This is a genomic window from Paraburkholderia sp. BR10882, assembly GCF_040948855.1.
Lineage (GTDB): Bacteria > Pseudomonadota > Gammaproteobacteria > Burkholderiales > Burkholderiaceae > Paraburkholderia > Paraburkholderia nodosa_A.
Map to the genome: position 1 here is coordinate 1 of NZ_JBFPKP010000014.1, position 23,044 is coordinate 23,044.

At 65.0% G+C, this 23,044-nt stretch carries 27 protein-coding genes and 2 pseudogenes; 17 read left to right on the forward strand and 12 right to left on the reverse strand.

Going from position 1 to position 23,044, the window contains the following annotated elements; translation table 11 throughout:
• The 3 genes and pseudogenes from AB3X99_RS28545 to AB3X99_RS28555 all read left to right on the forward strand — a co-directional run.
• Positions 1 to 218: pseudogene (locus AB3X99_RS28545) on the forward strand (acetyl-CoA C-acetyltransferase); the annotation flags it as partial.
• Between the two features lie 258 nt (positions 219 to 476).
• On the forward strand, positions 477 to 1,220 hold the full coding sequence (gene phbB, locus AB3X99_RS28550; RefSeq protein ID WP_069266706.1) for an acetoacetyl-CoA reductase: 744 nt from the start codon (positions 477 to 479) through the stop codon (positions 1,218 to 1,220).
• Positions 1,221 to 1,450: 230 nt separating this feature from the next.
• Positions 1,451 to 2,206, forward strand: a complete 756-nt coding sequence (locus tag AB3X99_RS28555) for an IclR family transcriptional regulator (protein WP_368618816.1) — start codon at positions 1,451 to 1,453, stop codon at positions 2,204 to 2,206.
• A 12-nt stretch (positions 2,207 to 2,218) separates the two neighbouring features.
• Here the strand turns inward: AB3X99_RS28555 and AB3X99_RS28560 are convergent, their stop codons facing one another.
• Positions 2,219 to 2,797, reverse strand: a complete 579-nt coding sequence (locus AB3X99_RS28560) for a VOC family protein (protein WP_069266704.1) — start codon at positions 2,795 to 2,797, stop codon at positions 2,219 to 2,221.
• 144 nt (positions 2,798 to 2,941) lie between these two features.
• Between AB3X99_RS28560 and AB3X99_RS28565 the strand changes: the two genes are divergently transcribed.
• From AB3X99_RS28565 to AB3X99_RS28575, 3 genes are all read left to right on the forward strand, one after another.
• A complete protein-coding gene (locus tag AB3X99_RS28565) occupies positions 2,942 to 3,793 on the forward strand; it encodes a fumarylacetoacetate hydrolase family protein (RefSeq protein ID WP_069266703.1) in 852 nt (283 codons plus the stop codon).
• Positions 3,794 to 3,877: 84 nt separating this feature from the next.
• Positions 3,878 to 5,419: a bifunctional 3-(3-hydroxy-phenyl)propionate/3-hydroxycinnamic acid hydroxylase gene (locus AB3X99_RS28570; protein ID WP_368618817.1), complete on the forward strand. Its 1,542-nt coding sequence runs from the start codon at positions 3,878 to 3,880 to the stop codon at positions 5,417 to 5,419.
• Positions 5,420 to 5,545: 126 nt separating this feature from the next.
• Entirely contained in the window at positions 5,546 to 6,868 is a 1,323-nt protein-coding gene (locus AB3X99_RS28575; RefSeq protein WP_368618818.1) for an MFS transporter, read from the forward strand.
• A gap of 13 nt (positions 6,869 to 6,881) precedes the next feature.
• On the opposite strand, the gene AB3X99_RS28580 is transcribed toward AB3X99_RS28575, so the two are convergent.
• A complete protein-coding gene (locus AB3X99_RS28580) occupies positions 6,882 to 7,262 on the reverse strand; it encodes a hypothetical protein (RefSeq protein WP_368618819.1) in 381 nt (126 codons plus the stop codon).
• 223 nt (positions 7,263 to 7,485) lie between these two features.
• Between AB3X99_RS28580 and AB3X99_RS28585 the strand changes: the two genes are divergently transcribed.
• Together AB3X99_RS28585 and AB3X99_RS28590 are read left to right on the forward strand one after the other, a co-directional pair.
• On the forward strand, positions 7,486 to 8,064 hold the full coding sequence (locus AB3X99_RS28585; RefSeq protein ID WP_368618820.1) for a hypothetical protein: 579 nt from the start codon (positions 7,486 to 7,488) through the stop codon (positions 8,062 to 8,064).
• Positions 8,065 to 8,097: 33 nt separating this feature from the next.
• On the forward strand, positions 8,098 to 8,334 hold the full coding sequence (locus AB3X99_RS28590) for a hypothetical protein (RefSeq protein WP_342948743.1): 237 nt from the start codon (positions 8,098 to 8,100) through the stop codon (positions 8,332 to 8,334).
• Between the two features lie 39 nt (positions 8,335 to 8,373).
• On the opposite strand, the gene AB3X99_RS28595 is transcribed toward AB3X99_RS28590, so the two are convergent.
• The 5 genes and pseudogenes from AB3X99_RS28595 to AB3X99_RS28615 form a co-directional block, all read right to left on the reverse strand.
• Positions 8,374 to 9,162, reverse strand: coding sequence for an ABC transporter substrate-binding protein (locus AB3X99_RS28595; RefSeq protein WP_368618821.1), 789 nt, complete (start codon positions 9,160 to 9,162; stop codon positions 8,374 to 8,376).
• A 47-nt stretch (positions 9,163 to 9,209) separates the two neighbouring features.
• A complete protein-coding gene (locus tag AB3X99_RS28600; protein ID WP_368618822.1) occupies positions 9,210 to 10,364 on the reverse strand; it encodes a pyridoxal phosphate-dependent aminotransferase in 1,155 nt (384 codons plus the stop codon).
• Between the two features lie 158 nt (positions 10,365 to 10,522).
• Entirely contained in the window at positions 10,523 to 11,401 is an 879-nt protein-coding gene (locus tag AB3X99_RS28605) for a LysR substrate-binding domain-containing protein (RefSeq protein WP_368618823.1), read from the reverse strand.
• 75 nt (positions 11,402 to 11,476) lie between these two features.
• Positions 11,477 to 11,983 (reverse strand): hypothetical protein, encoded by a 507-nt coding sequence (locus tag AB3X99_RS28610; RefSeq protein ID WP_368618824.1) that lies wholly within the window; start codon positions 11,981 to 11,983, stop codon positions 11,477 to 11,479.
• 74 nt (positions 11,984 to 12,057) lie between these two features.
• Positions 12,058 to 12,210 (reverse strand): annotated as a pseudogene (locus AB3X99_RS28615) (MFS transporter); the annotation flags it as partial.
• Between the two features lie 110 nt (positions 12,211 to 12,320).
• Between AB3X99_RS28615 and AB3X99_RS28620 the strand changes: the two are divergent.
• On the forward strand, positions 12,321 to 12,500 hold the full coding sequence (locus AB3X99_RS28620) for a hypothetical protein (protein ID WP_368618825.1): 180 nt from the start codon (positions 12,321 to 12,323) through the stop codon (positions 12,498 to 12,500).
• 110 nt (positions 12,501 to 12,610) lie between these two features.
• Positions 12,611 to 13,021 (forward strand): hypothetical protein, encoded by a 411-nt coding sequence (locus tag AB3X99_RS28625; RefSeq protein ID WP_368618826.1) that lies wholly within the window; start codon positions 12,611 to 12,613, stop codon positions 13,019 to 13,021.
• Between the two features lie 29 nt (positions 13,022 to 13,050).
• Here the strand turns inward: AB3X99_RS28625 and AB3X99_RS28630 are convergent, their stop codons facing one another.
• Complete coding sequence (locus AB3X99_RS28630; protein ID WP_368618827.1) at positions 13,051 to 13,953, reverse strand: LysR family transcriptional regulator; 903 nt, start codon at positions 13,951 to 13,953, stop codon at positions 13,051 to 13,053.
• Between the two features lie 120 nt (positions 13,954 to 14,073).
• On the opposite strand from AB3X99_RS28630, the gene AB3X99_RS28635 reads away from it, so the two are divergent.
• The 3 genes from AB3X99_RS28635 (at position 14,074) to AB3X99_RS28645 (ending at position 16,137) form a co-directional block, all read left to right on the forward strand.
• Positions 14,074 to 14,595, forward strand: coding sequence for an SRPBCC domain-containing protein (locus AB3X99_RS28635; RefSeq protein ID WP_368618828.1), 522 nt, complete (start codon positions 14,074 to 14,076; stop codon positions 14,593 to 14,595).
• Positions 14,592 to 15,605, forward strand: coding sequence for an NAD(P)-dependent alcohol dehydrogenase (locus tag AB3X99_RS28640; protein WP_368618829.1), 1,014 nt, complete (start codon positions 14,592 to 14,594; stop codon positions 15,603 to 15,605). The genes AB3X99_RS28635 and AB3X99_RS28640 overlap by 4 nt, the downstream gene beginning before the upstream one ends.
• Before the next feature lie 220 nt (positions 15,606 to 15,825).
• Complete coding sequence (locus AB3X99_RS28645) at positions 15,826 to 16,137, forward strand: high-potential iron-sulfur protein (protein WP_028206842.1); 312 nt, start codon at positions 15,826 to 15,828, stop codon at positions 16,135 to 16,137.
• A 319-nt stretch (positions 16,138 to 16,456) separates the two neighbouring features.
• On the opposite strand, the gene AB3X99_RS28650 is transcribed toward AB3X99_RS28645, so the two are convergent.
• Positions 16,457 to 18,649 carry a glycoside hydrolase family 28 protein gene (locus tag AB3X99_RS28650; protein ID WP_368618830.1) on the reverse strand — a complete coding sequence of 731 codons (2,193 nt, stop codon included), beginning with the start codon at positions 18,647 to 18,649 and terminating at the stop codon, positions 16,457 to 16,459.
• Between the two features lie 532 nt (positions 18,650 to 19,181).
• On the opposite strand from AB3X99_RS28650, the gene tatA reads away from it, so the two are divergent.
• Positions 19,182 to 19,409, forward strand: a complete 228-nt coding sequence (tatA, locus tag AB3X99_RS28655; protein WP_368618831.1) for a Sec-independent protein translocase subunit TatA — start codon at positions 19,182 to 19,184, stop codon at positions 19,407 to 19,409.
• On the opposite strand, the gene AB3X99_RS28660 is transcribed toward tatA, so the two are convergent.
• Positions 19,406 to 20,056, reverse strand: a complete 651-nt coding sequence (locus tag AB3X99_RS28660) for an ureidoglycolate lyase (protein WP_069266687.1) — start codon at positions 20,054 to 20,056, stop codon at positions 19,406 to 19,408. The two genes, tatA and AB3X99_RS28660, sit on opposite strands and share 4 nt — an antisense overlap.
• Here AB3X99_RS28660 and AB3X99_RS28665 point away from each other — a divergent pair.
• Both AB3X99_RS28665 and AB3X99_RS28670 read left to right on the forward strand, forming a co-directional pair.
• A complete protein-coding gene (locus tag AB3X99_RS28665) occupies positions 20,049 to 21,068 on the forward strand; it encodes a LysR substrate-binding domain-containing protein (RefSeq protein ID WP_368618832.1) in 1,020 nt (339 codons plus the stop codon). The genes AB3X99_RS28660 and AB3X99_RS28665 overlap by 8 nt on opposite strands.
• Before the next feature lie 102 nt (positions 21,069 to 21,170).
• Positions 21,171 to 21,533 carry a BON domain-containing protein gene (locus tag AB3X99_RS28670; RefSeq protein ID WP_069266685.1) on the forward strand — a complete coding sequence of 121 codons (363 nt, stop codon included), beginning with the start codon at positions 21,171 to 21,173 and terminating at the stop codon, positions 21,531 to 21,533.
• 62 nt (positions 21,534 to 21,595) lie between these two features.
• Here AB3X99_RS28670 and AB3X99_RS28675 read toward each other — a convergent pair whose 3' ends face one another.
• Together AB3X99_RS28675 and AB3X99_RS28680 are read right to left on the reverse strand one after the other, a co-directional pair.
• Positions 21,596 to 21,916 (reverse strand): DoxX family protein, encoded by a 321-nt coding sequence (locus AB3X99_RS28675; protein ID WP_342948754.1) that lies wholly within the window; start codon positions 21,914 to 21,916, stop codon positions 21,596 to 21,598.
• Position 21,917: 1 nt separating this feature from the next.
• Positions 21,918 to 22,298: a DUF4267 domain-containing protein gene (locus AB3X99_RS28680; protein WP_069266683.1), complete on the reverse strand. Its 381-nt coding sequence runs from the start codon at positions 22,296 to 22,298 to the stop codon at positions 21,918 to 21,920.
• A gap of 114 nt (positions 22,299 to 22,412) precedes the next feature.
• Here AB3X99_RS28680 and AB3X99_RS28685 point away from each other — a divergent pair, with 114 nt between their 5' ends.
• Positions 22,413 to 23,009: a TetR/AcrR family transcriptional regulator gene (locus AB3X99_RS28685; RefSeq protein WP_069266682.1), complete on the forward strand. Its 597-nt coding sequence runs from the start codon at positions 22,413 to 22,415 to the stop codon at positions 23,007 to 23,009.
• Positions 23,010 to 23,044: the final 35 nt, after the last annotated feature.

A 23,044-nucleotide genomic window follows, 5' to 3' on the forward strand; every position in this document is an offset into this window, starting at 1 on the left:
CGCAGGCGCTGGCCGTGAACAAGCAGATGGGCTGGGACACGTCGAAGATCAACGTGAACGGCGGGGCGATTGCAATCGGTCACCCGATCGGCGCGTCGGGCTGCCGGATTCTCGTGACGCTGCTGCATGAAATGCAGCGCCGCGACGCGAAGCGCGGCCTGGCCTCGCTGTGCATCGGCGGCGGCATGGGCGTGGCGCTCGCGCTCGAGCGCGCTTGATTCCAGCTTAATCCCGCTTTCAAGGCGGGAAGCCGGGTAGCAACCAGGCAGCAAGCGGCTCGTCGCGCGAGAAGCAGCGGCGAGCCGCCAGTAGCAGCAACCACGCGCAATACTAGAAACTGATCAGAAGCCGCGCGGCATTCGCCTGTCTTTTTCCTGGGTGGAAGGATGAAGCCGGGCAACGGTGTATGTGGCGCATGCACGCGTAGCGCGTAACGCCACGGTTTTAATGACGCTCAACTCTCGCGGATATATAGGATGACTAATCGTATTGCATTGGTGACAGGTGGCATGGGCGGCCTTGGCGAGGCCATCAGCGTGAAACTGCACGACGCGGGTTATCGCGTCGTGGTGACGCACTCGCCCGATAACGCAGGCGCGAAGGACTGGCTGGCGCGCATGAAGGAGACCGACCGCGAATTCCACGCCTACGGCATGGACGTCGCGGACTATGATTCGTGCCAGCGCGGCGCGAAGAAGATCCAGAGCGAGATCGGCCCTGTCGATATTCTCGTGAACAACGCGGGCATCACGCGCGACATGACCTTCCGCAAGCTCGACAAGGTCAATTGGGACGCCGTGCTGCGCACGAATCTCGACTCGATCTTCAATATTTCGAAGCCGCTGTGCGACAGCATGGTCGAGCGCGCCTGGGGCCGCATCATCAACATTTCGTCGGTGAACGGTTCGAAGGGTTCGGTCGGCCAGACCAACTACGCCGCGGCGAAGGCCGGCATGCACGGCTTCACGAAGTCGCTCGCGCTGGAAGTGGCTCGCAAGGGTGTGACCGTGAACACCATTTCGCCGGGCTACCTCGCCACGAAGATGGTGACCGCCATTCCTCAGGACATTCTCGACTCGAAGATTCTGCCGCAGATCCCGATGGGCCGCCTCGGCAACCCGGGTGAAGTCGCGGCGCTCGTGCTGTTCCTGTGTTCGGACGAAGCGGGCTTCGTGACGGGCGCAAATATTCCTATCAACGGCGGACAGCATATGCAATAAAGCTATGCTAAACATGTATCTCGCATGAATGATGTCAGGCGACTTTCGCCTGGGCGATGCGCGATGCATGCGGCAGCGGTAATCCATACCGACCGCCGCATTGCAAGGCACGTGTAAAGCGTGCCCTGCAATGCGGCGGTTTTGCATGGTGCCGCCGGGTTTGCGGGGCACGAACGCAGTGAAGCGTGCCGCTATAATTGGCCACCCCACGCGTGACCGGAGACCGGCCTTTGTCGAGCATTGCGAAACTGCTGTCCATCCTCGAACTCTTTTCCGAGGCGCGGCCTTTTCTTTCCGCCGAACAGGTGGCGGCCGAACTGCAATGCTCGGTGCCGACCGCTTACCGCTATCTGCGCGAACTCGTCGATACGGGCATGCTGCTGCGCTTCGTGGGCGGCGAATACGGCCTCGGCCCGCGCATCATCACGCTCGACTACCATTTGCGCATTTCCGATCCGCTGTTGAAAGCGGGGCAGCCGGTCATGCGCGAGCTGGCGGAGCAATCGGGCTTCGACGCCGTCATGTCGCGCTGGTACGGCAACGAGCTCGTCGATACGCACCGCGAATCGCACGACGCCGCATTCGACCTGCGCTACGGACGTGGCCGTCCGCGTCCGCTCTTTCTTGGCGCCGCGCCCAAGGCGATCCTTTCGACCTTTCCCAAGGCGAAACTCGCCGCGTTGTTCGAGCAGTACCCCGAAGACATCGCGGCCAGCGGACTCGGCGGCTCGCTCGAAGAATTCCGCGCGAGCCTGCTCAAGATCCGCCGCGCGGGCTTCTATCTCTCGAAGGGCGAACTCGAAGCGGGCATGTCCGCCGTCGCTTCGCCGCTGTTCACCGACGCATCGGGCGAAGCCGTGGCCGCGCTTGCGCTCGTCGTGCCCGAGCAGCGCCTCGCGTTCTTCAACCTCGAGCGCGTGGTCGAGGCCGTGAAGGAAGCCGCCGCGCGCATTTCCACGCGCGTGCGTGCACTGATCGAGTCATAAGACGGCGCGGCGTCACGCTACGCCCATACGCGCCGCCATCTCCCTCTCCCACACCGCGCGCGGCCGGAAGCCCGGCAACGTGCTCGCATGGCGCTCGACCTCGGCGAGCAACGCGTCGTCGGGCAGCGTAAAGTCCACGGCGACACGCATGGGCTGATCCACGTACCACGGTGTGTCGATGAAGATCTCCAGCCGGTTGCCCTCCGGGTCGCGCGCGTAGAACGAGATCGCATTGCCGTGCGTGACCGGAACGATCTCCTCCATCCCTTCCTCCACGAAGCGCCGGTGAAAGTGCTTGAGCGTGGCGAGGCTGTCCGCCTCCAGTGAAATCTGGTTGATCGGATTGAACGCCAACCGCTCGGGCCTGCCGCTCGCCAGCACGATCTGGTGATGCACACGGGGATCGCGGCTGAGAAAGACGAGGCTGACCGTGCCGCGCGGCGAGGGCAGCGTGCCGCGGTCCGTGACCGTGAATTCGAGCACCCGCGTATAGAAGTCTTCGACCTTCGCCATGTCGCTCACGTAAAAACCCATGTGGCTGAGCGTGAGGCCGGTTCGTCTGGTGGTTGGTTCGGTGTTCGGCAGAGTCATGCTGTCTCCAGTGATAGTGATAAACCCTGATACAAATCACGTTGTACTGTGCGTTTTACGTAGTGTATTCTCAAAATACGATAAAAGCACAATAAATACGCGCCCCCATTTTTCACCGAATACCCTCTTTCTCATTGGAGCATCATGAAACTCGCCAGCTTTTCCACCCATGAAGGTTCGTCGTTCGGCGTCGTGCGCGACGGCGCGGTGTACGACCTCAAGAAGCGCCTGGGCGGCCGCTATGCCGACCTCAAGTCGTTGATCGCCGCCGGTGCATTCGCCGAAGCGGAACGGGCCGCGAACGAAGGCCAGGGCGACTATCCGCTCGCCGAAGTCACGCTCGAGCCCGTCATTGCCAATCCGCAGCAGATCTTCTGTGTGGGCCTGAACTACGCGGAGCACGTGAAGGAGACCAACCGCGAGACCACCGAGCAGCCCGTGATCTTCATGCGCCTGCCGGCTTCGCAGGTGGGCGCCGGCGAGCCCATGCTGCGTCCGCGCGAGTCCACGCAGTTCGACTATGAAGGCGAGATCGCCGTGATCATCGGCGAGGGCGGCCGGCGTATCGCCGAGGCCGACGCGTGGCGTCATATCGCGGGCTACAGCTGCTACAACGACGGCTCGGTGCGCGACTGGCAGCGCCATACGGGCCAATGGGGACCTGGCAAGAACTTCTACCGCACGGGTGCGTTCGGCCCGTGGATGGTCACGAGCGACGAGATCGAGCCGAACGCGCTGATGACGCTGGTTACGCGTCTGAACGGCCAGGAAGTGCAGCGCGCGACCACGCAGATGCTGATTCACGGCATTGCGAAGCAGATCGCGTATCTCTCCACCTTCACGCCGCTCTTCCCCGGCGATGTGATCGTGACCGGCACGCCCGGTGGCGTGGGCGCGAAGCGCAATCCGCCGCTTTTCATGAAGCATGGCGACGTGGTGGAAGTCGAGGTGGATCGCATCGGCACGCTCAGGAACCCCGTCGCGGACGAAGCGTAAGCCGCAGGACGCCGCCCGCGCGATGCGGGCGGCGCAGTCATCCACGTAGTTTTCACTCAGTTAGCCACGGATCAGGTGAATGGGATGAAGGATGTCGTAGACAATTCGGTATGCAAATCAAATTCGGAGCCAGACTATGACGTCGCGATTATCGGCTTCGGGCCGACCGGCGCGACGCTCGCCAATCTGCTCACGCTGCGCGGCCTGAAAGTCGTGGTGTTCGAGCGCGACAAGGACGTGTTCCAGCTCCCGCGCGCCGTGCATTTCGACGGCGAATGCATGCGCGTGTTTCAGGCGGCGGGAATCGCACAGACGCTGCTGCCCAATCTCTTCGTCGGCCCCGGCATGAAGTTCGTGAATGCGCGCGGCGAGCTGATGATCGACTGGACACGGCCGGGCGGCATCGGCCCGCAAGGCTGGTGCGCAAGCTACAAATTCCATCAGCCGGATCTCGAACGGGCGTTGCGTGCGCAACTATCTGCGCGCGGCGGCGCCGACGTGCACCTGGGTCACGAAGTGTTCGCGCTCGACGAATGCGACGACCACGTGCGCATCCGTTTCGAAGATATGGCGCAAGGGCGCCTTGCCCACACCACGGCGCGCTACGTGGTGGGTTGCGACGGCGCGCGCTCGACCGTGCGCCGCTTCATCGGCACTGAGCTGGCCGACCTGAAATCACATGAGCGCTGGGTCGTGGTGGACGTGCTGCTGGAGGGCGAGCGCGCCGATCTCGGCGACTACTCGATCCAGTACTGCGACCCCGCGCGGCCGACCACATACACGCGTGGGCCGCACAACCGCCGCCGCTGGGAAATCATGGTGATGCCGGGCGACGACGAGCGCCGCATCGGCACGCCGCAATGGATCTGGGAGCGGCTCGCGCGTTGGATCACGCCGGCGCACGCGCAACTCGAACGCTCGGCGATCTACACGTTCCATTCGGTGATCGCGCAGGGCTGGCGGCGCGGCAGGCTGCTGATCGCGGGCGACGCCGCGCACCAGACGCCGCCGTTCATGGGGCAGGGCATGGCCGCCGGCATACGCGACGCCTCGAACCTCGCATGGAAGCTCGCCGACGTGATCGACGGCGCGCTGCCCGACGCGCTGCTCGACACCTACGAGAGCGAGCGCGAGCCGCACGTGCGCACGTTCATCGAAACGGCGGTGCAGCTAGGCGGCGTGATCCAGGCCACCGACAGCGACGCCGTTGCCGCGCGCGACCGCGAGATGACGGCGGCGATTCGCGAATTTCGCACGCCCCAGCCGCGTCTGGGTCCGGGCTGGCACGCCGGTGCGGCGGGCGGCGATATCGGGCCGCAACCCGTGTTCGAAGACGGCTCGCGCCTCGACGACGCCGTCGGTTATCGCTTCGCGCTGATCGTCGACGAAGCGCTTGCGCAACACGCGCAGAACGCGCTGACGAACGCAGCCCACCGTGAGCGCGTGGCGATCGTGCCGGCCGCGCGGGAGCCGCTGCGCGTTTGGCTCGCGGACGCCGGCGCGCGCGCCGTGCTGCTGCGGCCAGACCGCTACGTCTGCGGCGTCGCGCACGCCGCGAGCGACGTGGAAGCGCTGCTCGCACGTGCAGGCGTTGCGTGCGCGCTGCAGCGACGCGAGGCCGCTTGACCCAAGGCCGGGGCAGTCCGCAATGCAACGCGGCTGCCCGGGCCGATGATTTTGAAGAAGTGGCGCAGGACGAAGATCCGCTAGCAGAAACACAAGCGCCGCCAGGTCCATCAACAAGGAGAGCATATGGAGACGACACCCTCCCTGCCAGCGTCGCACGCCGCGCCGCCTGGCCTGACCCGCGCCCAATGGAAGATGATCCTCATTGCGAGTCTGGGCGGCTCGCTGGAGTTCTATGATTTCGTGATTTACGGCTTTTTCGCGCATTCGATCGCCGCGCAATTCTTCCCGGCGAGCGACCCGCTCGTGAGCATGCTGCTCACGTTTTCGGTGCTCGCGATCGGCTATATCATCCGGCCGCTCGGCGGCATCGTGCTCAGCAGCCTGGGCGACCGCATCGGGCGGCGGCCCGTGTTCGTGGGCTCGATCGTCGTCGTGACGGTCGCCACCCTCTGCATCGGCCTCTTGCCCAATTACGCGCACTGGGGCGTTGCCGCGCCCGTTGCGCTGATCAGCCTGCGCGTGCTGCAAGGCTTTTGCGTGGGCGGCGAAATGCCCGGCGCGATCACCTACGCAGTGGAAGCGGCGCCGCGCCGCGCGGGCCTCGCGGCCGGCGTGATCGTCTGCGCGATCAATACGGGCGTGATGCTCGCGACGATCGTCAATCTCGTCGTGCAGTCCGCGCTCACCCCCGCCGACGCAGCGAGCTACGGTTGGCGCATCGCGTTCCTCGTGGGCGGGCTGTGCGGGATCGTTTCGTATCTGCTGCGCCGCAATCTCGACGAGTCGCCCGAATTCCGGCAAATGCAGGGCGCCGTGGTGAAGCAGCCGTTTCGCGATACGCTGCGCCACCATCGCGGCGCGGTGGTGGGCGGCGCGCTTTCGATTGCGGTGATGGCGGGCTTCAACGGCGTGCTCTACGGCCACATGCCCGCGTATCTGATCGAAACGTTGAAATACGCGCCGCGTGAGGCCGCGCTCGCCCAGAATGCGTACTTGCTCGTGAGTTCGGTGGGGCTGCTCGCGGCGGCCTGGGCTGGCGACTTCGTGCCGCGCCGGTACTTGCTGCGTGTGTCTTGCGTGCTGCTCGCCGCGCTCGCCTGGCCGTTCTATACGGCGCTCGCGGCGCACAGCGTGAACGTGGTCGTCCTGTTCGTGCTCGCCGCGCTGGTGTTCTCGCTCGCAAGCGGCACGTGGGCCGCGGTTCTCGCCGACCTCTTTCCGGTGCAGGTGCGCTTTAGCGGCATCGCACTCGCCTACAACGTTTCGGTGGTCGTGTTCAGCGGGTTTGCTCCGTTGCTCTGCGCGGCGTTCGTGCGCATGAGCGGGTCGCCGGCCGCGCCGGCGTGGTACGTGATCGGCTCGGCGCTGGTCGCGCTGCTGGCGAACCTCGGGCTGCACGCTTCGTCGCGCTCGCGGGTCGAGCGCCCGGCGGCAGCCGCAGGTTAGGCGTGCGCGTGGCTCAAAGAAAGCCTTCGGGCGTTTCGAACTCGGAATCGTCGACGTCGATTTCGATCGAGCACGCGCCCTCTGTGGCGGGCGGCACCTGCCGTGCTTCGAAGCGCTCGCGCACGCGCTCGCGAATGCGCTGCTGGATCATGCGCCGGCGCGCCGTGTCCATCTCGGCGTAACGGTCGAGTTGCGCGCGCGAGAAGCGAAGCGTGGCGGCGCAGCGCGCGTCGAGCGTGGTGTCGCGGTGCGAGTCCACGACCCAGGAAAGCTGGATAACCATCGTCTCGCCCTCGTCGATGAGGCTGACCGCCGGCCGCTTGGGCGATTCGAAAATATTTGCGACAGCGATCTGGATCTCCTCCAGACGCTGGTCGAAATCGAAGGTGTTCATAGGGGCTCCCGTCTCGATGGCCGTTTTTGCGCGCGCTTTTGCGTGCGCTTTTGCGTGACTTCACAGCGCGCATCGGGCGTTCCAGCCGTGCCTGGGCACGGCCGATGCGCTACGCGGCAAGCGGCAGGCGAAGGCGCGCATCGGATCGAGCGCAGGCGAATGGCACGACGCGTGCGCGCTCGGTCAGGAACTTCCACTCATCGAAGCCTGCAAGGAGAGAGCCATGTCTATGATCGTTGCGAGCCGCTTCACGACCCTGCACGAAGCGGAAGTGGCCGTCGACAAGCTGCATTCGAACGGCTTTGTCGGCGAGGATGTCGCCTCGTTCTTCGTGAACCCGAGCGGCCAGCACGCGCGCTTTCCGGTGGGCGGCGACGAGTTCGTCGACCCGGGCGCGCGCGGCACGTCGCTGGGCGCGGCGACGGGGGCTGCGGGAGGCGCGGTGATCGGGCTCGTGCTCGGCGTGCTGATCTCGTACGTCGTATTCCACTCGCTGGTGGTGCTGGCGGTGGCCGCCGGCGTCGGCGCCTATGTGGGCACGCTCGCGGGCGCGCTATGGCAGACGAGGGGTGGCGGCAAGGCGCGCCAGCCCGACGCCGGCCACGAGCCCGATGGCACGCCGAAGGCCCGCGAGTCCGGCGTGCTGGTGGCCGTGCATGTGAGCTCCGGCACCGAGCACACGGCGGCGCAGGTACTGAGCGCGGCGGGCGGCGTGGAGATCGAGCGCGCCGACGGACGTTGGCAGCAAGGTCATTGGGCCGACTTCGACCCCACCCGCAGCGTCGAGCCGCTGCGCGAATGAGCGGAGGCGCGTTGCGCTGACAAGGAGGCAATCATGAAGCATCACGAGACGCCGGACGACGACGGTACGAACGTCAAGAGCCCGCAGCACGAAGGCAGCGAGCCGCTCGCGCGGCGTCATCCGCACGAGCCGCGCTCGGTGGGGCGCCAGGGGCATAGCGACGTGGAGAGCGGCCAGGAGGACACGGACCGCCGGGGCGGCGATGCGTACCAGGAGCGCACGCAGAACGACGAGCCCGTGAACCGCAATTCGCGCGAGGGGCGGCGCTGACTTCGTTCATGCCATACGGCCGCCCCTGAGTGCTGCGTTTTACTTCGGCGAAACGTCGATGTCGCCGAAGTATTTGTGCGCGAGCCAGGTGACTGTGCCGTCGGACTCGAGCTTTGCAATGGCCGCGTTCAGGCGCTCGCGCAAGGCTGTATCGCCCTTGCGGATGCCGAACGCCACGCCGCTGCCGAGAATCTTGTCGTCGCGTACGGCTTCGCCCACGAACGCGAAACCCTTTCCTTCGGGTTGCGAAAGAAAGCCCTTCTGGCCCGCTGGCGCGAGCACGAGCGTTGCATCGAGACGCCCCGCGCCGAGATCCGCGTAAATCTGGTTCTGGTCCTGATAGGGCACGACGCTCACGCCGGCCGGCTCCCAGTGCACCTTGGCATAGGTTTCCTGAATCGACGATTGCAGCACGCCGACGCGTTTGCCCTTGAGCGACGCGGCAGTCGCGACGAGTCCGCTGTCACTGCGCGCAATCAGGCGGCTCGGCACGCGATAGATCACCGTGGTGAAGTCGATGGCCTCGCGGCGCTTTTCGGTGGCGTTCATCGCCGAGTTGATGGCGTCGAACTTGCGGCCCTGAAGCGCGGGAATCAGGCCGTCGAACGAGGTTTCGACCCATTTGCAGGTCATGCCCGCCTTGGCGCACACGGCATTGCCGATGTCGATGTCAAAGCCTTGCAGCGTGCCGTCCGCGGCTTTGGTCTCGAACGGCGGATACTGCGCCTCGACGCCGAAGCGCAACAGGTTCGTATCGGCGAATGCCGATGCGGGGCCGAGTACGCCGCACACGCATGCCAGCGCGAGGAGCGCGTTGAGTCGCTTCATGGTGATCTCCTTGCCGATCAGGTTCGTTGTGTTTCGAATGGGGTGCGCTAGATCGCGCAAAGGCGGCGGGCGCCTTCGAGCAATGTTTCGTCATCCTTGGCGAAGCTCAGGCGGATGATGCCTTCGTCGGTGCCGTCGGTGTAGAACGCCGAGAGCGGAATCGTCGCCACGCGGGCGTCGCGGATGAGTCGCAGCACGAAGTCGCTGTCGCGCTCGTCGGAGAAAGACCGGAAGCGCGCGAGCATGAAAAAGCTGCCTTCGCTCGGCAGCAGTTCGAAGCGCGAGGCTGCCAGCGCGCGCGCGAGCAGGTCGCGCTTGTGCTGGTAGAAGGCCGCCAGACCCAGATAGGTCTTCGGCTCGGCAAGCGCCTGCGCGAACGCATACTGCATGGGCGTGTCGGCGGAAAAGACCATGAACTGGTGGACCTTGCGGATCTCGTCCATCAGTTCGGCGGGGGCAAGGCAATAGCCCACGCGCCAGCCCGTGACGTGATAAGACTTGCCGAACGACGATACGATCACGCTGCGCTCGGCCAGCTCGCGATAGCGAGCCATGCTCCGGTGCGGCGCGCCGTCGAAGACCACGTGCTCGTACACCTCGTCGGAGAGAATCACGATGTCGGTATTGCGCGTGAGCGCCGTGAGCCGCGCGATGTCGTCCTCGCCGAAGATCGTGGCCGTGGGATTGTGCGGCGTGTTCACGATGATCATGCGCGTGCGCGGCGTGATGGCCGCGCGCACTGCGTCCCAGTCCACGCGGAAATGCGGCTGCGCGAGCTTGATCGCCACGGGCAGCGCGCCCTGCAGGCGCACGATGGGCGCATAGCTGTCGAACGCGGGCTCGAAGTAGATGACCTCGTCGCCGGGATGCACGAGCGCACTGATCGTCGAGTACAGGCCTTCGCTCGCGCTCGCGAGCACGGTCACCTCGCTCGACGGCTCGTAGTGCGCGCCATGGAGTGTCTCGAACTTCGCGGCGAGCGCTTCGCGCAAGTCGGCCAGGCCCGCCATCGGCGCGTACTGGTTGTGGCCCGCGCGCATGGCGGTGGCCACGTCATCCACGAGTTTCGCGCTCGGGTCGAAATTCGGTGCGCCTTGCGAGAGGTTCAGCGCCTGATGCTCGGCGGCAAGCTGGCCAATTACCGTGAAGATCGTCGTGCCTACATCGGGCAGCTTCGAGCGGGCCTGCGCGGCGCTCTGCATGGTCGGTCTCCCTTCGGGCGGCGCGCGGCCGCATGGTGTGTCAAATGCGAGGTTGCCGGAAGATCGGGCCTTGCGCGGAGCGCCCCATTACGCCGAAAGAGCAGCCCGCATGCAATCGATTAATTCTCATGGCCGCCATGCGCCGCCCTCATGGCGCGCTACGGCGTCGAGCGGTCCCGGCCCATCCAGTCGCTGAACAGCTGCACCTTGTTCTGCTGGGCCACACATTCGGGGTACACGAAATAGTAGCGCGAGCCCGTGGGTACGGCGAGGTCGAAGGGCATGACGAGGCGGCGTGTCTCGACATCCTCGCGGACGAGCGTGCGATCGGTGATGGCGACGCCGAACCCCTGCATGGCGGCAGTGGCCGCGAGATCGAGCGATTCGAACGTGGGACCGAGATCGGCATCGACTTTCTTCGCGCCCGCGCGCGCGAGCCACAGGCGCCAGTCGGCGTGGTCGCGCGTGGGGTGCAGCAGGGTCTGGTGCGCGAGATCGTCGGGCTTGACGATCGGGCGGCGCGAGAACACCTCGGGCGTACAGACGGGCGTGAGGTATTCGTCAAAGAGCGGCACCGCATGGACGTCGGCGCCGGGCGACGAACCGTAGATGATCGCCGCGTCGAACGGCTCGGCCTGGAAGTCGACTTCGTGCCCCCAGGTGGTCGTGATCTGGATCTGCAGGTCGGGGTGCTCGTTCTGGAAGCGCATGATGCGCGGCAGCATCCAGCGCATCACGCAGGTCGGGACCTTGAGCGCAAGCTCGGTGCGCTGGCGCGTGAGGCGCTGCGAGGCTTCTTCGATACGCCCGAAGCCGTCGCGCACGGCCGGCAGCAGTTGCTCGCCTTCGGCGGTGAGCGTGAGACCTTTGGACGAGCGGCGAAAGAGCGGCAGGCCGTAGTACTGCTCGAGCGCGAGGATCTGCCGGCTGACTGCGCCCTGTGTGAGGCAAAGGTGCTCGGCCGCGCGCGTAAAGCTGCCGTAGCGTGCGACCGTTTCGAAAATCTGCAGGGCGTTGAGCGGGGGAAGGCGTCTCATGGCGGTCGTTGGGCGGCCGGGCGAGTGCGCGCAGCCGGCGGGAATCGAGCCGCTATGATACGACGGCCGCCCGCTTCAATCGTCTGCGCCGTCTGCGCTCTGTGCCTGGCTCGCCGCGCGTGCCGTGTCGATCGTGGCACGTGCGCCGAACAAAGCGCGTATGCCGGGCCCGGAGAGGAACATGGCCTCGGCGTTGTGGCCCGCACCTCGCACCTCGAACCACGTATGGCGCAACTGCGGGTGCCTCGCGCGCAGGTAGGCGTAACAGGTTAGGGCTCGCGCGAGCCGGTGAGGCCCCTGCGCGCTGGCCGCGCACGAGCGGTCGAGCGCCGCGTGCGCGGGGTCGCAATCGCGCTCGCCTGCCAGATACACCACTTCCCGCCCGACGTAGCGGCGCTCGAGCGTCGCGGCATCGTGCGTGGCTGCCGCATAGCGCGGGAGCTTGCACATGCCGTACTTCCAGTCGTCGACGTCGGGACATGCGGTGCGATCCGCAGGGGCGAAGCTGCCATCCGGTTGCGGTCGCAACGAATCGAAATACACCCAGGAAGAGGGATTCGCGATCACGAAGCGCAGCGGCACGCCGCGTTGGGCGCGTTGCTCGGGCGCGGCGCTCAGGATGGCATAGCGATGCGCGACCTGGGCGCCGCCCGAGTGAAGCTGCCATAGAACATCTTGCGGCCGGGCGGCGCGTACTCGGTGAGCATCGAGGCGGCGGTGGCGAACTCGCCGCCCACCGACAGCCCTTGCAGGATGCGCGCGAGCAGCACGATGAGCGGCGCGGCGATGCCGATCGATGCATAGTCGGGCATGTACGCCGATTTCGTGCGCGCCTGCGAAGCCCATGGCGTGCAGTTGCGCGTGGTCGACGAGGTGCCGCGCATGGTCACCGCGATCAACCTCGTGGCGCGTGACGCTCGTGCCGGCTTCCATGCGGCGCTACCAGCAGGAGAGCGTGCGCTACTGCCGCGTGGCCGGGGACGAGGCGTTTCGCGCGCCGCTGCATCTCGTGACGAAACCCGCGGTGCACAATCCGGCGGTGGAGCGGTTCCGCGAAACCGTGTTCGCGTTTGCGGAGCGCTCGCGCGAGGGCCGCTGAGGCCTCCAAATATTTTCGTTGCGCCCCTTTCGGATTGCGCCGACCTGCCGTTAACCCGTATGCCTCGATACGGGCGTGAGGCGCAATCACAAGAGCAAAACGAATAGACAGTGGCAACGAGAATCATCGAAGGAGCGGCAGTGCATGCCGCCGCCGGGCGCGAGGCGCCCATCGCTGGCCGGCCGGCGGCGCTGCGCCTGCTCATCAAGCTGCGCGAGCACAAGGCGCGGGTCATGCTGCTCGCTGTCGCGGCGGGCTGTGTCGTCGCGTTCGCGTCGTGGCTGGGCGACCAGCTGCGGCCCGCGCTCGAAGCGCGCGAGCGCAACGAACTGAGCGAGGAAGCGGCCGAGGAGCTGCGCGCAGCCGTTGCGCCCTGCGTGCCCAGCGCGGGGCACAGCCATACCTCGTGGTGCGGCGCCGTGAGGATTGTGCCGCCACCGCCAGGACCCGTTACGCCGCTTCCGCTCATCGCGGGTGCGCCCGCGGCGTTCTGCACGGCCAACGGCAGCCCGTCCTGCTGATCGCCTTTACGCGCGCCGACGTGACGGCATCACCCCGGCGCGTCGCTCGCCAACGCCTCACACGTCTCGAACAACAACGCGCGCGCCCACTGATGCCCTGGCGAGCGATGCGTGCGCTCGTGCCACGCGAGCGTCTTGGTGAACCCCGGTATCGCCAGCGGCGGCTCGACCACGGCGAGCCCCGGTGCGTTCTTCACAAGCCGTGACGGCACGACCGCGATCAGATCGCTCGTCAGCAAGAGATCGGGCAGCACGAGAAAGCTGTTCACCGACACCGTCACGCGACGTGTGCGACCCACGCGCGCCAGCGCCTCGTCCGTGACGCCGCTCAGGCTTCCACCCTCATACGACACCAGCGCATGATCGAGCGCGCAAAAGCGCTCCAGCGTGAGCCGCCGCTGGGCGGCGGGGTGATCCGCGCGCATCACGCATACGTAACGCTCGTCGAAGAGGCGCCGCGCATGCAGATCGGCGGGCGCGGTCTCCGGTGTGATCAGGGCCAGATCCACGTCGCCGCTTTCCAGTTGCGCCTGCAGACGCTCGTGCTGCACCGGCACGATCACGGCGTGCACGCCGGGCGCCGTTTCCCGCAGCCGCGCGAGATACGGCACGACGACTGCGCGCAGCGCGTAGTCGGTCGAAGCGAGGGTGAGGGTCATCTCGGCCTCGGCTGGCACGAAAGCTTGCGGCTGCAGCATCTGCTCGATTTCGCTCAACACCTGTTTGAGCGGCGCGGCCAGTTGTAGTGCGCGTTCGGTCGGCACGATGCCACGTTGCGAGCGCACGAACAGCGGATCGCCGAAACTCTCACGCAGACGCGTCAGCATCGCGCTCACGGCTGGCTGCGTGAGTGACAGACGCTGCGCGGCGCGCGTGACGTTGCGTTCGTCGAGCAGGGCGTCAAGCGCCCGCAAGAGATTCAGATCGAGCATTCTGATATCAACATGGTTTATGGCCGAAATAATGAGTCGCGATTGGATTTATTTCAGCATAGCCCGCATGATTTCTCGTGTCCACCGCACCGAAACCGACAGCATCGAAAGGTAACGAACATGAACGAGATTTTCTGGCCCGAAGACTACTTGCCCGGCACGACCGATAACTTCTGTTCCAACGAAGTGATCGTGGCGGGCCTCTCCACCGCCGACGTCTGGCCGTTACTCAACAACGCGACCGTGTGGCCCAGCTATTACAGCAATTCCGCGGATGTCGGCTTCCACGACGGCCACGGGCCCGAGTTGAGCGCGGGCGCGCGTTTTCAATTCAAGACCTTCGGCTTCCCGGTGCAGGCCAAAGTGACCGAGCACGTGCCGCCGGCCGCAGGCCAGCCCGCGCGCGTGGCGTGGCACGGCTGGGCCGAGGGCGACGCACAAACGCGTCTGGACGTGATTCACGCCTGGCTGATCGAAGACCTTTCCGGCGGCCGCGTGCGCGTGCTCACGCAGGAATCGCAGAAGGGCAAACCGGCTGTGACGCTGGCGAAAACGCGCCCGAATCCGATGATCAACGGGCACCAGGACTGGCTCGACGGCTTCGTCGACGCCGCGCGCAAGGCGAAGGGAGCACGGCCATGAAGGCCGCCGTGGTGCGTGCGCCGGGCGGGCTCGATCGCATCGAGCTGCGCGATATCGCCGAGCCCGGCGCGCCGGGCGCCGGCGAGATCCGCGTGGAGCTTCACGCTACGTCGCTCAATTTTCACGACCTGCTGGTCGCCAACGGCGCGATCCCTACAGCAGATGGCCGCGTGCTGATGTCCGATGGCGCAGGCGTGGTGTCGGCGGTCGGCGCGGGCGTGACGGAGTTCAAGCGCGGCGACCACGTCGTGTCGTGCTTCTTCCCCCAATGGGCGGACGGGTTGCCGTGGCAGGCCGTGGGCAACTTCGCGCAGACGCCCGGCGACGGCGCGGATGGCTTCGCGACTTTGCACGCCGTGCGGCCCGCGAGCGCCTTCACGCTCGCGCCGCGCGGCTGGACCTACGCCGAGGCGGCCACGATTACGACGGCTGGACTCACCGCATGGCGCGCGCTGGTGGTCGACGGCGGCCTCAAGGCCGGCGACACCGTGCTGACGCTCGGCACCGGCGGCGTGTCGATCGCGGCGTTGCAGATCGCGCGGATGATGGGCGCTTCGGTCATCGTCACGTCATCGTCGGACGAGAAGCTGGCGCGTGCGAAAGCGCTGGGCGCCGACCAGGTGGTCAACTACCGGCAACACGAAAAGTGGGGCGCGCTCGTGCGCGACATGACGGGCGGCAAGGGCGTGGATCACGTGATCGAAGTCGGCGGTCCGGGTACGCTTGCCCAGTCGATCGACGCGGTGCGCGTGGGCGGCCACATCGCGCTGATCGGCGTGTTGACCGGACGCGAAGGCACGGTGCCGACCTCCTTGCTGATGGCGAAGCAGGCGCGCCTGCAGGGCTTGATCGTGGGCAGCCGGCGCCAGCAGCAAGAGTACGTCGCGGCGCTCGACCAGGCTGGCATTCGCCCGCTGCTCGACCGGACGTTCGGGCTGGACGAACTGGCCGATGCGTTTCGTCATCAGCAGGCCGGGGCGCATTTCGGCAAGGTCTGCGCGGCCTGGTGAAGTCAATGCGGCGCCGCTGTGATGCCGAGTCTTCGCTCGCCATGAAAATTGATTTGCATAACGAAGTAAATAAGGAAGCATCCGATGCCCAATGTTTCGGTTCTTTACAAGACATCGCGAAGTGTTATAAATAAATAGCACACGAAAGAAACACGAACGAATCGGCCAGCCGATCAGCAACCCCGAGAGCCGGGTACGTTCCATGCTCAGGAGCCCCACCATGCCGCTTTCCCGTCGTCGCTTCATGATCCTTGCCGCCTCCGTGGCTTCCACGGCGGCGCTTTCCAGCGAATCCCGCGCCGACGCTCCGGTGCTCTCCGAGAGCGATCCGACCGCCATGGCGCTCGGCTACAAAACCGACGCGAGCAAAGTCGACAAGACGAAGTTCCCGCGCTTTCAGGCGGGGCAGACCTGCGCGAACTGCCAGCTGTTTCAGGGCAAGCCGGGCGCGCCGAATGGTCCGTGCGCGACCTATGGCGGCAAGATCGTCGACGCCAAAGGCTGGTGCAATGCCTACGTGAAGAAGGCTTGAGTCATGCCCCGAGAGGGGTATGCTACAAGCCATCGAGCAATGCGTTTCGGGAGGCGCCATGAAGGCGGTGTGCCCGCTGCACGGGCCAACGACCATCGTCGGGACGAACGCATACGGGTTTCCGGTATATGCGTGTTGCCGCGACGACATTCCCTTTGTCATGCCGCCGGACGCCTGTACGCGCGAGCCGGTGGGCTCCGGAAATGAGCCGGCGCCGAAACGCCGGCAACCTCCGGCAGACAAGGAACCACGCTGAAGAAACCGATCGCCGCGCACACGGAACGCGCTTCCCACGCGTTCCGTGTGCGTTGCGTCGATATCAGGTCGCCGGTGCGGTCAGCGACGTGTTGTACGTGGTGCCCGCGATCACCACATTGGTCAGCGTGATGCCGCTCACGTTGCTCGCGAAGACCGGCCCCGGCGCGGCCGTCGCCGATGTCGAAGGCGTGGTCGGTACCGCCCCCGCGCACACCGGGTTGCCGAGGTTGCAGTTCGAGATCGTGACGCCGCTGATCGGACTCACGCTCGGCAGCGGCAGCGGACCGTTGTAATCGACCGCCTCGGGTCCCTGCATGACGATCGCCTGGAAGCACGAGTTCGACCCGGCGACGAAGCCCGAGGGCATCGAGTAGGACACCGCCCCCGACACGTTGCTCGCGTTCACGTTCGTGATGTTGATGTTGCTGATCACGGACGGACTCCAGCGCACCGCGTCGCCGGACGGGCTGTAATCGCAGTCGAACGTGATCAGGCCGCCCTGGCCCGTCGACGGGTTCGTCGCGAGACCGGTCGTGCCCGTGCCCGTGATCTTGCTGATCGCAGCCCCCAGCGAGCCGCCGCCGTATTTCCCCGCGAGGTTCACGCCATTGGAGAGCGTCACGCCGTTGATCCAGACGTTGTTGATGAAGCCGCCGCGATTCATGTTGCTCTTGAAGCGCAGCGCGATATTGAGCGGGTTGCTCGCCCAGTTCTCGTTTTGCATCGTCAGGTTGCGGGCGTAGACGTTGCGCACGCCCGCGCTCATTTCGCTGCCGATCGTCAGGCCGCCGTGGCCGCTTTGCATCGTGCAGTTCTGCACGACGATGTTCTGCATCGGGCCGTACCCGGTGTCGAGATACTTGCCGGACTTGATCGCGATGCAGTCGTCGCCGGTGTTGAACTGAACGTTTTGCACCAGGACGTGATTGCACGCGTCCGGATCGAAGCCGTCGTTGTTCGGTCCGACGCTATCGGCAAACACGCCGTCGATGACCACGTTCGTGCAATCGGTGGGATGGTGCTGCCAGAAGGGCGTGTTCTGCGTGTGGTAGTTCTGCAGATAGACGTTGGTGCAGCCGATGAACTCGATCATGCACGGACGCAGATAGTGACCGTTGCCGAATATGCGGTTCTCGACGGGCACCCGCAGCTCGGACAGCGCGGGCAGGTAGTTCTGGTCCTGGTTCCAGCCCGTGCCCGTGAGGAGGGTCATCAGCGACGTCGTCACGCCGTACGGGTTCGTAAAGGAGACATTCGCCTGCGGGTTCTGGATCTGGCCAGCGGGGAGGCTCGTTAGCGCGACGTTGTTCGGATTCACATAGGCCTGAGAAGGCGTCGATGAACCGGCGCAGCCGTAGGTGTTGCTGCTTCCCTTGTAGGTCCACCAGCACGAGGTCGGCGGCTGGGTGCTCAACTGCATCGGTGTCATCGCCTGACCGTTCAGCACGCAGGTGTTGTCGTCGGCGGTCACGGCGATGTTGGTCTGGCGGAAGGCATAAATCGGCGAGCCGAAATTCAGGCAGTCGTTCGCCTGCCAGCGCGTGTGGTACAGATTGCCGTTGGCCGTCTTGTACGGGCCGTTTTTCGCATAGTCCGCAGGATTCGGGCTGAAATAGATCGTGCAGCCCGATTCCAGGTGGAGGTTCACATGGCTCAGCAACACGATCGGACCGCCGCAGTACCAGTTGCCGGCCGGCACCACCACGCGGCCGCCACCGGCGCGGCTCGCGTCGACAATCGCGGCATTGATCGCCGTGCATGAGTCGTATTGCGTGCCCGTGTAGTCGCACGGCACCATCACGCCCGAGCCGGGGCTCTGCAGATCGCTGGTCGGATGCGCGGTCTGTTCCGTGCCGCCCGTCACCCATGGAATCTTGCCGCCCGGCCACGCGGTCGACGTAATCAGCGCGGTGGGCGGCAGTGTGCGCGCACCGTAGCTCGTCACGTGAAAGTCGGCGCGCGAGAACAGCGACCGATCGACATGGGCAAGTCTCCTGATGATCGCCGTGGCCTGGCCGTCCGGGCCCCAGATCGGGTCGCCGGCGGCGTGGCCGGGCGGCTGCGGAATCGTGCCTCCGAATGCGGCAGGCGTGGGAAACACGGAATCGGCTGCTGCCGCTGCGCGGCTGGCGGCGAGGAGGCTTGCGCCTGCGGACGCGCCGGCGAAGGCCATGAACGCGCGCCGTTTGGGCGAGGCGGGCGCATGGTTGCGGGCTGTTGAGGGCAGGGGATCGTCCTGGTCATATATTGCCATTTGATTCGTTCTCCTATGTTGTCTCGCTGGATTGTTTTGCTGAAGAAAGCGTGGCTCGACTACGGCGGCGATTGGGCGGCGATTGGGCCGCGTGGCGACGCTAATGCGAACGGGAGAGGCACGGTTACAGCGGCGAGATCGAACAGGAGCGGCTGACTCGATCACCATGGATATTGTTGTCAGACGACATGGAAATCGTCAATCAGATTTATCCAGGGAGTGTACCTGGGTCTATGAGATATGCCTTGTGCCTGCGGATAGCTTACGGTTTCGTAAATTTGTCAGACGAGCGGGGCGTCGCCGGTGGGAACATTAAACGCTTCTGTGGAACCGCGCCCTCTTTGTATAGGCGTGTATCTACGGGGCGCATGCGTACATGCGCATACAAAACCGCCGTTCAAGGAAACGAGCGAGACACATCGGCGCGTTCCAATACGCCTGCGGAACATCAGGCGATACGCCGGGTCGGGCCGCAAGGTTCATTCATTCGTCGCAAGCGACGCGCGCGACGGCAAAGAGAGGATTTTCAGTTATGGGTTCGTTGAGCATCTGGCATTGGATGATCGTCCTGCTGATCGTGGCACTGGTTTTCGGTACGAACAAGCTACGGAACATCGGAGGCGATCTGGGCGTCGCGGTGAAGGGATTCAAGGAAGGCATGGCGCAAGGCGAAACGCCTGAGCGGCAGCATGCATTGCAGCAAAGCGATGCCGTCGATATGGAAGCAAAGGACGTGACCCGCTCGAGCAACGCACGCTAGTCACGCGCGATGGCGGCCTCGAGCAGACAGCCAAACTCCGATGCGAATTCGACCGAGACGCGTGCATGCACGGCGCCTTGTTTGTCGAAGAATCGCTGAGTCCCGTCGAGCGTGAACACGCCTTCGTGCCAGATGTTGGGGTGGATATAGAGACCCTGGCGTCCGTCGAAGCGGAAGCACACGAACTTCTCCGGCGTAATATCGTCGCCCGGCAATGCCAGCGGAACATAGAACGGGCGACGATCGAGCGGAAAGAACAGTTGCCCGCCGTCGGGGTGATAGTTCGCATGCCATAACAACATGCGTTCCGGTACGGTAGCGCTGTCTTCGCGTGCGTCGTCTGGCTGCGTTGCGTACGCGAGAACATAATTGCCGCCTACCGCTTCGTTGCGCCCGTAGAGAATGTCGCCGCGCCATTCGCTGACGAACGTGCCTTCGGTCGTGCCCGCTTCATCGCCGGTTCCCGGGTCGATCGGTCTAGACCCCAGGGCGGGCCACTGGACGATTTCCACCTGGCAGGCGTGCGGGTCGTCCACCAACTTGCCATAGCCGTTCAGCGTTGCCGGAGTCGCGTCGACCACCGGCATCGCCACTCGCCGCAGGCCTCGCGGGAGGGCGGGATTGAGGTAGTCGATCTCTATGCTCATTTCGAATCTCCCCAGACTTATAAGAGGGCGGCTAGCCACGACCGCAACGGCACCGAGCTTAGAGCGCGTACCTGTGGCAGTCAAATTAATGCCGGTGCTATATTTTCGCATTGAGATTGATGGGGCGAGGTTCAAGGTGGCGATGCGCTATTTCCAGCTCAGGGCGTTCGATGCAGTCGTGCGCGAGGGCGGTTTTTCGAAGGCGGCGAATCTTCTCGGTCTGACGCAGCCGGCCATCACGGCGCAGATCCGCAATCTCGAAGAGGATTGCAAGCAGGCGCTCTTTATCCGCACGAATGAGGGCGTTCAACCCACCGATGCCGCGAAGCCGCTCTTTGAATTGACCCGCCAGATGTTTGCGGCGGAAGAGCAGATCGAGGACATGGTGAGCCGGGCGACGAGGTTCCAGCACGGCAGCCTCAAACTCGCCGCCGACGGGCCACAGGTGGTGCTTCAGGTGATGGCCGCCTTTCGTGCGCAATACCCCGATATCGAAATTTCAGTCTCGTTCGGAAGTCAGCGCGAGGTCTGGGATGATCTGCTCGCGTATCGGGTCGACGCGGTGGTCATCGGCAATGCCAGGAGCGATGCGCGTGTGGCGTCGATCCCCGTCGCGCGTCAGGGCATGCGGGTGCTCGTACCGGGGCATCATCCGCTCGCCGCGGCCAAAAGCGTGTCGCTCGGCGATCTCGCGGCGTATGCCGTGATTCGCCGGGAGGCGGGTTCCAATACCCAGCGTTTGGTCGACGAAGCCTTGCGAGGCGCAGGGATTTCGCTCCCGACGGCGATGAAACTCGGTAGCCGCGAGGCCGTTCTGGAAGCGGTCCGGAAAGGCCTCGGCATCGGATTCGTGCTCGAGCGCGAGATTCCCGAGGGCGCGCATTGCGTCGCCATCCCGGTGGAGGAGCTGCGCGACTGCAATATCGATTCGGTGGCCTGCCTTCACAGCCAACGCAAGCGAGGCATCGTGCAGACCTTCCTGGGCGTGGCGGCGGCATCAGCGGTCGTATAGTGCGACGGCGCGATGCGAGCGCCTTCGGAGCGGGTGTTTGCGTGGAGGTGCAATATGGACGGCGGCCGGCGCGTCCCTGCGCGGCAATGTCAGGAGTAGGTCATGAAATCGAATCTGCGATGCGCCGTGTTTGCGTCTTTTCTGTTGACCGCCGCTGGCGTGGCGCATGCCCAAACGGAAAATGCGCCAACGGACGCGTCGATGGCGCCGGGCACGACCCAGGCGGCGCCCAGCGAGAAGAAGGCGGACCGCGCACTTGCCCGTGCCGTGCGGCGCGCGTTGTCGAGGGCGCAGGGATTCAACGTGTCCGGCGTTTTCGTTCGCGCGCGCAGCGGCGCTGTGACGCTGAGCGGCACGGTTCGCACCGGCGACCAGATTCGCCAGGCGGAAGAGGTTGCGCGTTCGGTGCAAGGCGTGAATTCGGTGTCGAACAAGCTAACGCTCTTTCACGGCGGCAACGGCTGAGTCTCCCGCGTTGGCATTCGCGCGCTGATTGTGCCGGATGTGCAGATCAGCGCGCGGCCCTTTCAAGCCGGGATTCCTGCGAGCGCGATCACGACGACAAAGACACCAAGCGGCACGAGGTGCGAGAAGTCGCGATGACGCAGAACGGTCAAAACCGCTGCCGCAATGATTAGCGCCCCGAGCGCCAGCCCAATCATGCGAGTTGCCGGTAGCGCAATCAGAACGGCGGATAGCATTTCCAGTGCGCCGGTCAAACGGCCCCACCAGCGCGGGTAACCCCACCGGGCGTAATCGCTTTGCGATGCGGACGTGCCAATCGCGTTGAATAGACCGGCGCCAAAGAAGCCGGCGGCGAGAAGCCAGATCGAAACCGTGTGGATCATTTCAGCGCCCTCCCATCATCATCGAAATTGCGGTGAGGACCATCAGCACGGCCGTTGCGCCATGCATGCCGAAGGCGCTTTTGGTGGAGCCTTTCGCGGCAAGAATGAGCAGCATGTCGCCAATGGGGATGACGGCTTCCACGAGCAGGACGATGCCGATCCCAAGTGGCGTGCCCAACACCATGAACGCGAGGACCGCCAGTCCCGACGCAATGTCGCGCACGCCCTTGAGGCGAAGCCACCAGGCGGTATTGGCGCCGTTTTCGGGAAGCGGCAGACCGAAACTGCGAGTCGCAGACATTGGCCTGACAAGATATTGGGTGCCGATCGCGATAATCGCGAGGGCGAGGAACAGCGCCAGTCCGAACGAAAGCCAATGCATTGCAGTGTCCTGTGCTTCGTGGTGTAGTGACGGAATATAATCTAGCAATGCTAGATTTTCAAGCTTCCGTATCATCACGGGCATGTGGACTATTCGGGGCAGGAGGGTGAAAAGTTGAGTATCGCCGAGCGCAAGGGCAGGCAACGGGCCGAGCGCGAGTCCCGCATTGTCGCGGCAGCGCGCCTGATTGCGGAGCGCGACGGATGGGATGCCGTCACGGTTCGCCGCCTCGCCGAAGAGATCGAATATAGCCAGCCGGTCCTGTACTCGCATTTCGAGAACAGGGATGCGATCGTTTCAGCCGTTGCACTCGAGGGTTTTCAAGAACTCACGGTGGCACTTCGGGAAGCGGCGCATGGAGCGGCGGGGCAAGAAAACGCCCTCGAGCGTGTCGCCATGGCCTATCTTGGCTTTGCCGTGCGGTGTCCCGCGCTCTACGAGGCGATGTTCACGCTCCCGACCGATCTGCGGTTTGCAGATGCTGAGACCCGACCGGAACTGCGGGCCGGTTTCGAAGCGATCGCGTCGGTCGTCGCGCCGTTCAGTGCCGATGTCGAGAACGTGACCGAGACCTTTTGGGCAGCCCTGCATGGGCTCGCCGAACTCGAACGTTCAGGCCGAATCCGGCCCGGTGCGCGGGTCGAACGCATCATGCTGGTCGTCCGGGCAGTCATCGCTTCCCGAAACAGCTCGCTCGACTCCCACTCATAAGCCAGCACCTCGGCGAACCAAATAAAAATGGCGCC

Coding starts and splice junctions, on each gene's coding strand:
- AB3X99_RS28580 (WP_368618819.1), bottom strand. CDS start 7,262: ATGAACACCTTCGATTTCGACCAGCGTCTGGAGGAGATCCAGATCGCT.
- AB3X99_RS28645 (WP_028206842.1), top strand. CDS start 15,826: ATGCCGCTTTCCCGTCGTCGCTTCATGATCCTTGCCGCCTCCGTGGCT.
- AB3X99_RS28660 (WP_069266687.1), bottom strand. CDS start 20,056: ATGAGCATAGAGATCGACTACCTCAATCCCGCCCTCCCGCGAGGCCTG.
- AB3X99_RS28680 (WP_069266683.1), bottom strand. CDS start 22,298: ATGCATTGGCTTTCGTTCGGACTGGCGCTGTTCCTCGCCCTCGCGATT.
- AB3X99_RS28560 (WP_069266704.1), bottom strand. CDS start 2,797: ATGACTCTGCCGAACACCGAACCAACCACCAGACGAACCGGCCTCACG.
- AB3X99_RS28600 (WP_368618822.1), bottom strand. CDS start 10,364: ATGCAGAGCGCCGCGCAGGCCCGCTCGAAGCTGCCCGATGTAGGCACG.
- AB3X99_RS28595 (WP_368618821.1), bottom strand. CDS start 9,162: ATGAAGCGACTCAACGCGCTCCTCGCGCTGGCATGCGTGTGCGGCGTA.
- AB3X99_RS28585 (WP_368618820.1), top strand. CDS start 7,486: ATGTCTATGATCGTTGCGAGCCGCTTCACGACCCTGCACGAAGCGGAA.
- AB3X99_RS28630 (WP_368618827.1), bottom strand. CDS start 13,953: ATGCTCGATCTGAATCTCTTGCGGGCGCTTGACGCCCTGCTCGACGAA.
- AB3X99_RS28575 (WP_368618818.1), top strand. CDS start 5,546: ATGGAGACGACACCCTCCCTGCCAGCGTCGCACGCCGCGCCGCCTGGC.
- AB3X99_RS28570 (WP_368618817.1), top strand. CDS start 3,878: ATGAAGGATGTCGTAGACAATTCGGTATGCAAATCAAATTCGGAGCCA.
- tatA (WP_368618831.1), top strand. CDS start 19,182: ATGGGTTCGTTGAGCATCTGGCATTGGATGATCGTCCTGCTGATCGTG.
- AB3X99_RS28635 (WP_368618828.1), top strand. CDS start 14,074: ATGAACGAGATTTTCTGGCCCGAAGACTACTTGCCCGGCACGACCGAT.
- AB3X99_RS28665 (WP_368618832.1), top strand. CDS start 20,049: ATGCTCATTTCGAATCTCCCCAGACTTATAAGAGGGCGGCTAGCCACG.
- AB3X99_RS28605 (WP_368618823.1), bottom strand. CDS start 11,401: ATGAGACGCCTTCCCCCGCTCAACGCCCTGCAGATTTTCGAAACGGTC.
- AB3X99_RS28565 (WP_069266703.1), top strand. CDS start 2,942: ATGAAACTCGCCAGCTTTTCCACCCATGAAGGTTCGTCGTTCGGCGTC.
- phbB (WP_069266706.1), top strand. CDS start 477: ATGACTAATCGTATTGCATTGGTGACAGGTGGCATGGGCGGCCTTGGC.
- AB3X99_RS28650 (WP_368618830.1), bottom strand. CDS start 18,649: ATGGCAATATATGACCAGGACGATCCCCTGCCCTCAACAGCCCGCAAC.
- AB3X99_RS28670 (WP_069266685.1), top strand. CDS start 21,171: ATGAAATCGAATCTGCGATGCGCCGTGTTTGCGTCTTTTCTGTTGACC.
- AB3X99_RS28675 (WP_342948754.1), bottom strand. CDS start 21,916: ATGATCCACACGGTTTCGATCTGGCTTCTCGCCGCCGGCTTCTTTGGC.
- AB3X99_RS28590 (WP_342948743.1), top strand. CDS start 8,098: ATGAAGCATCACGAGACGCCGGACGACGACGGTACGAACGTCAAGAGC.
- AB3X99_RS28640 (WP_368618829.1), top strand. CDS start 14,592: ATGAAGGCCGCCGTGGTGCGTGCGCCGGGCGGGCTCGATCGCATCGAG.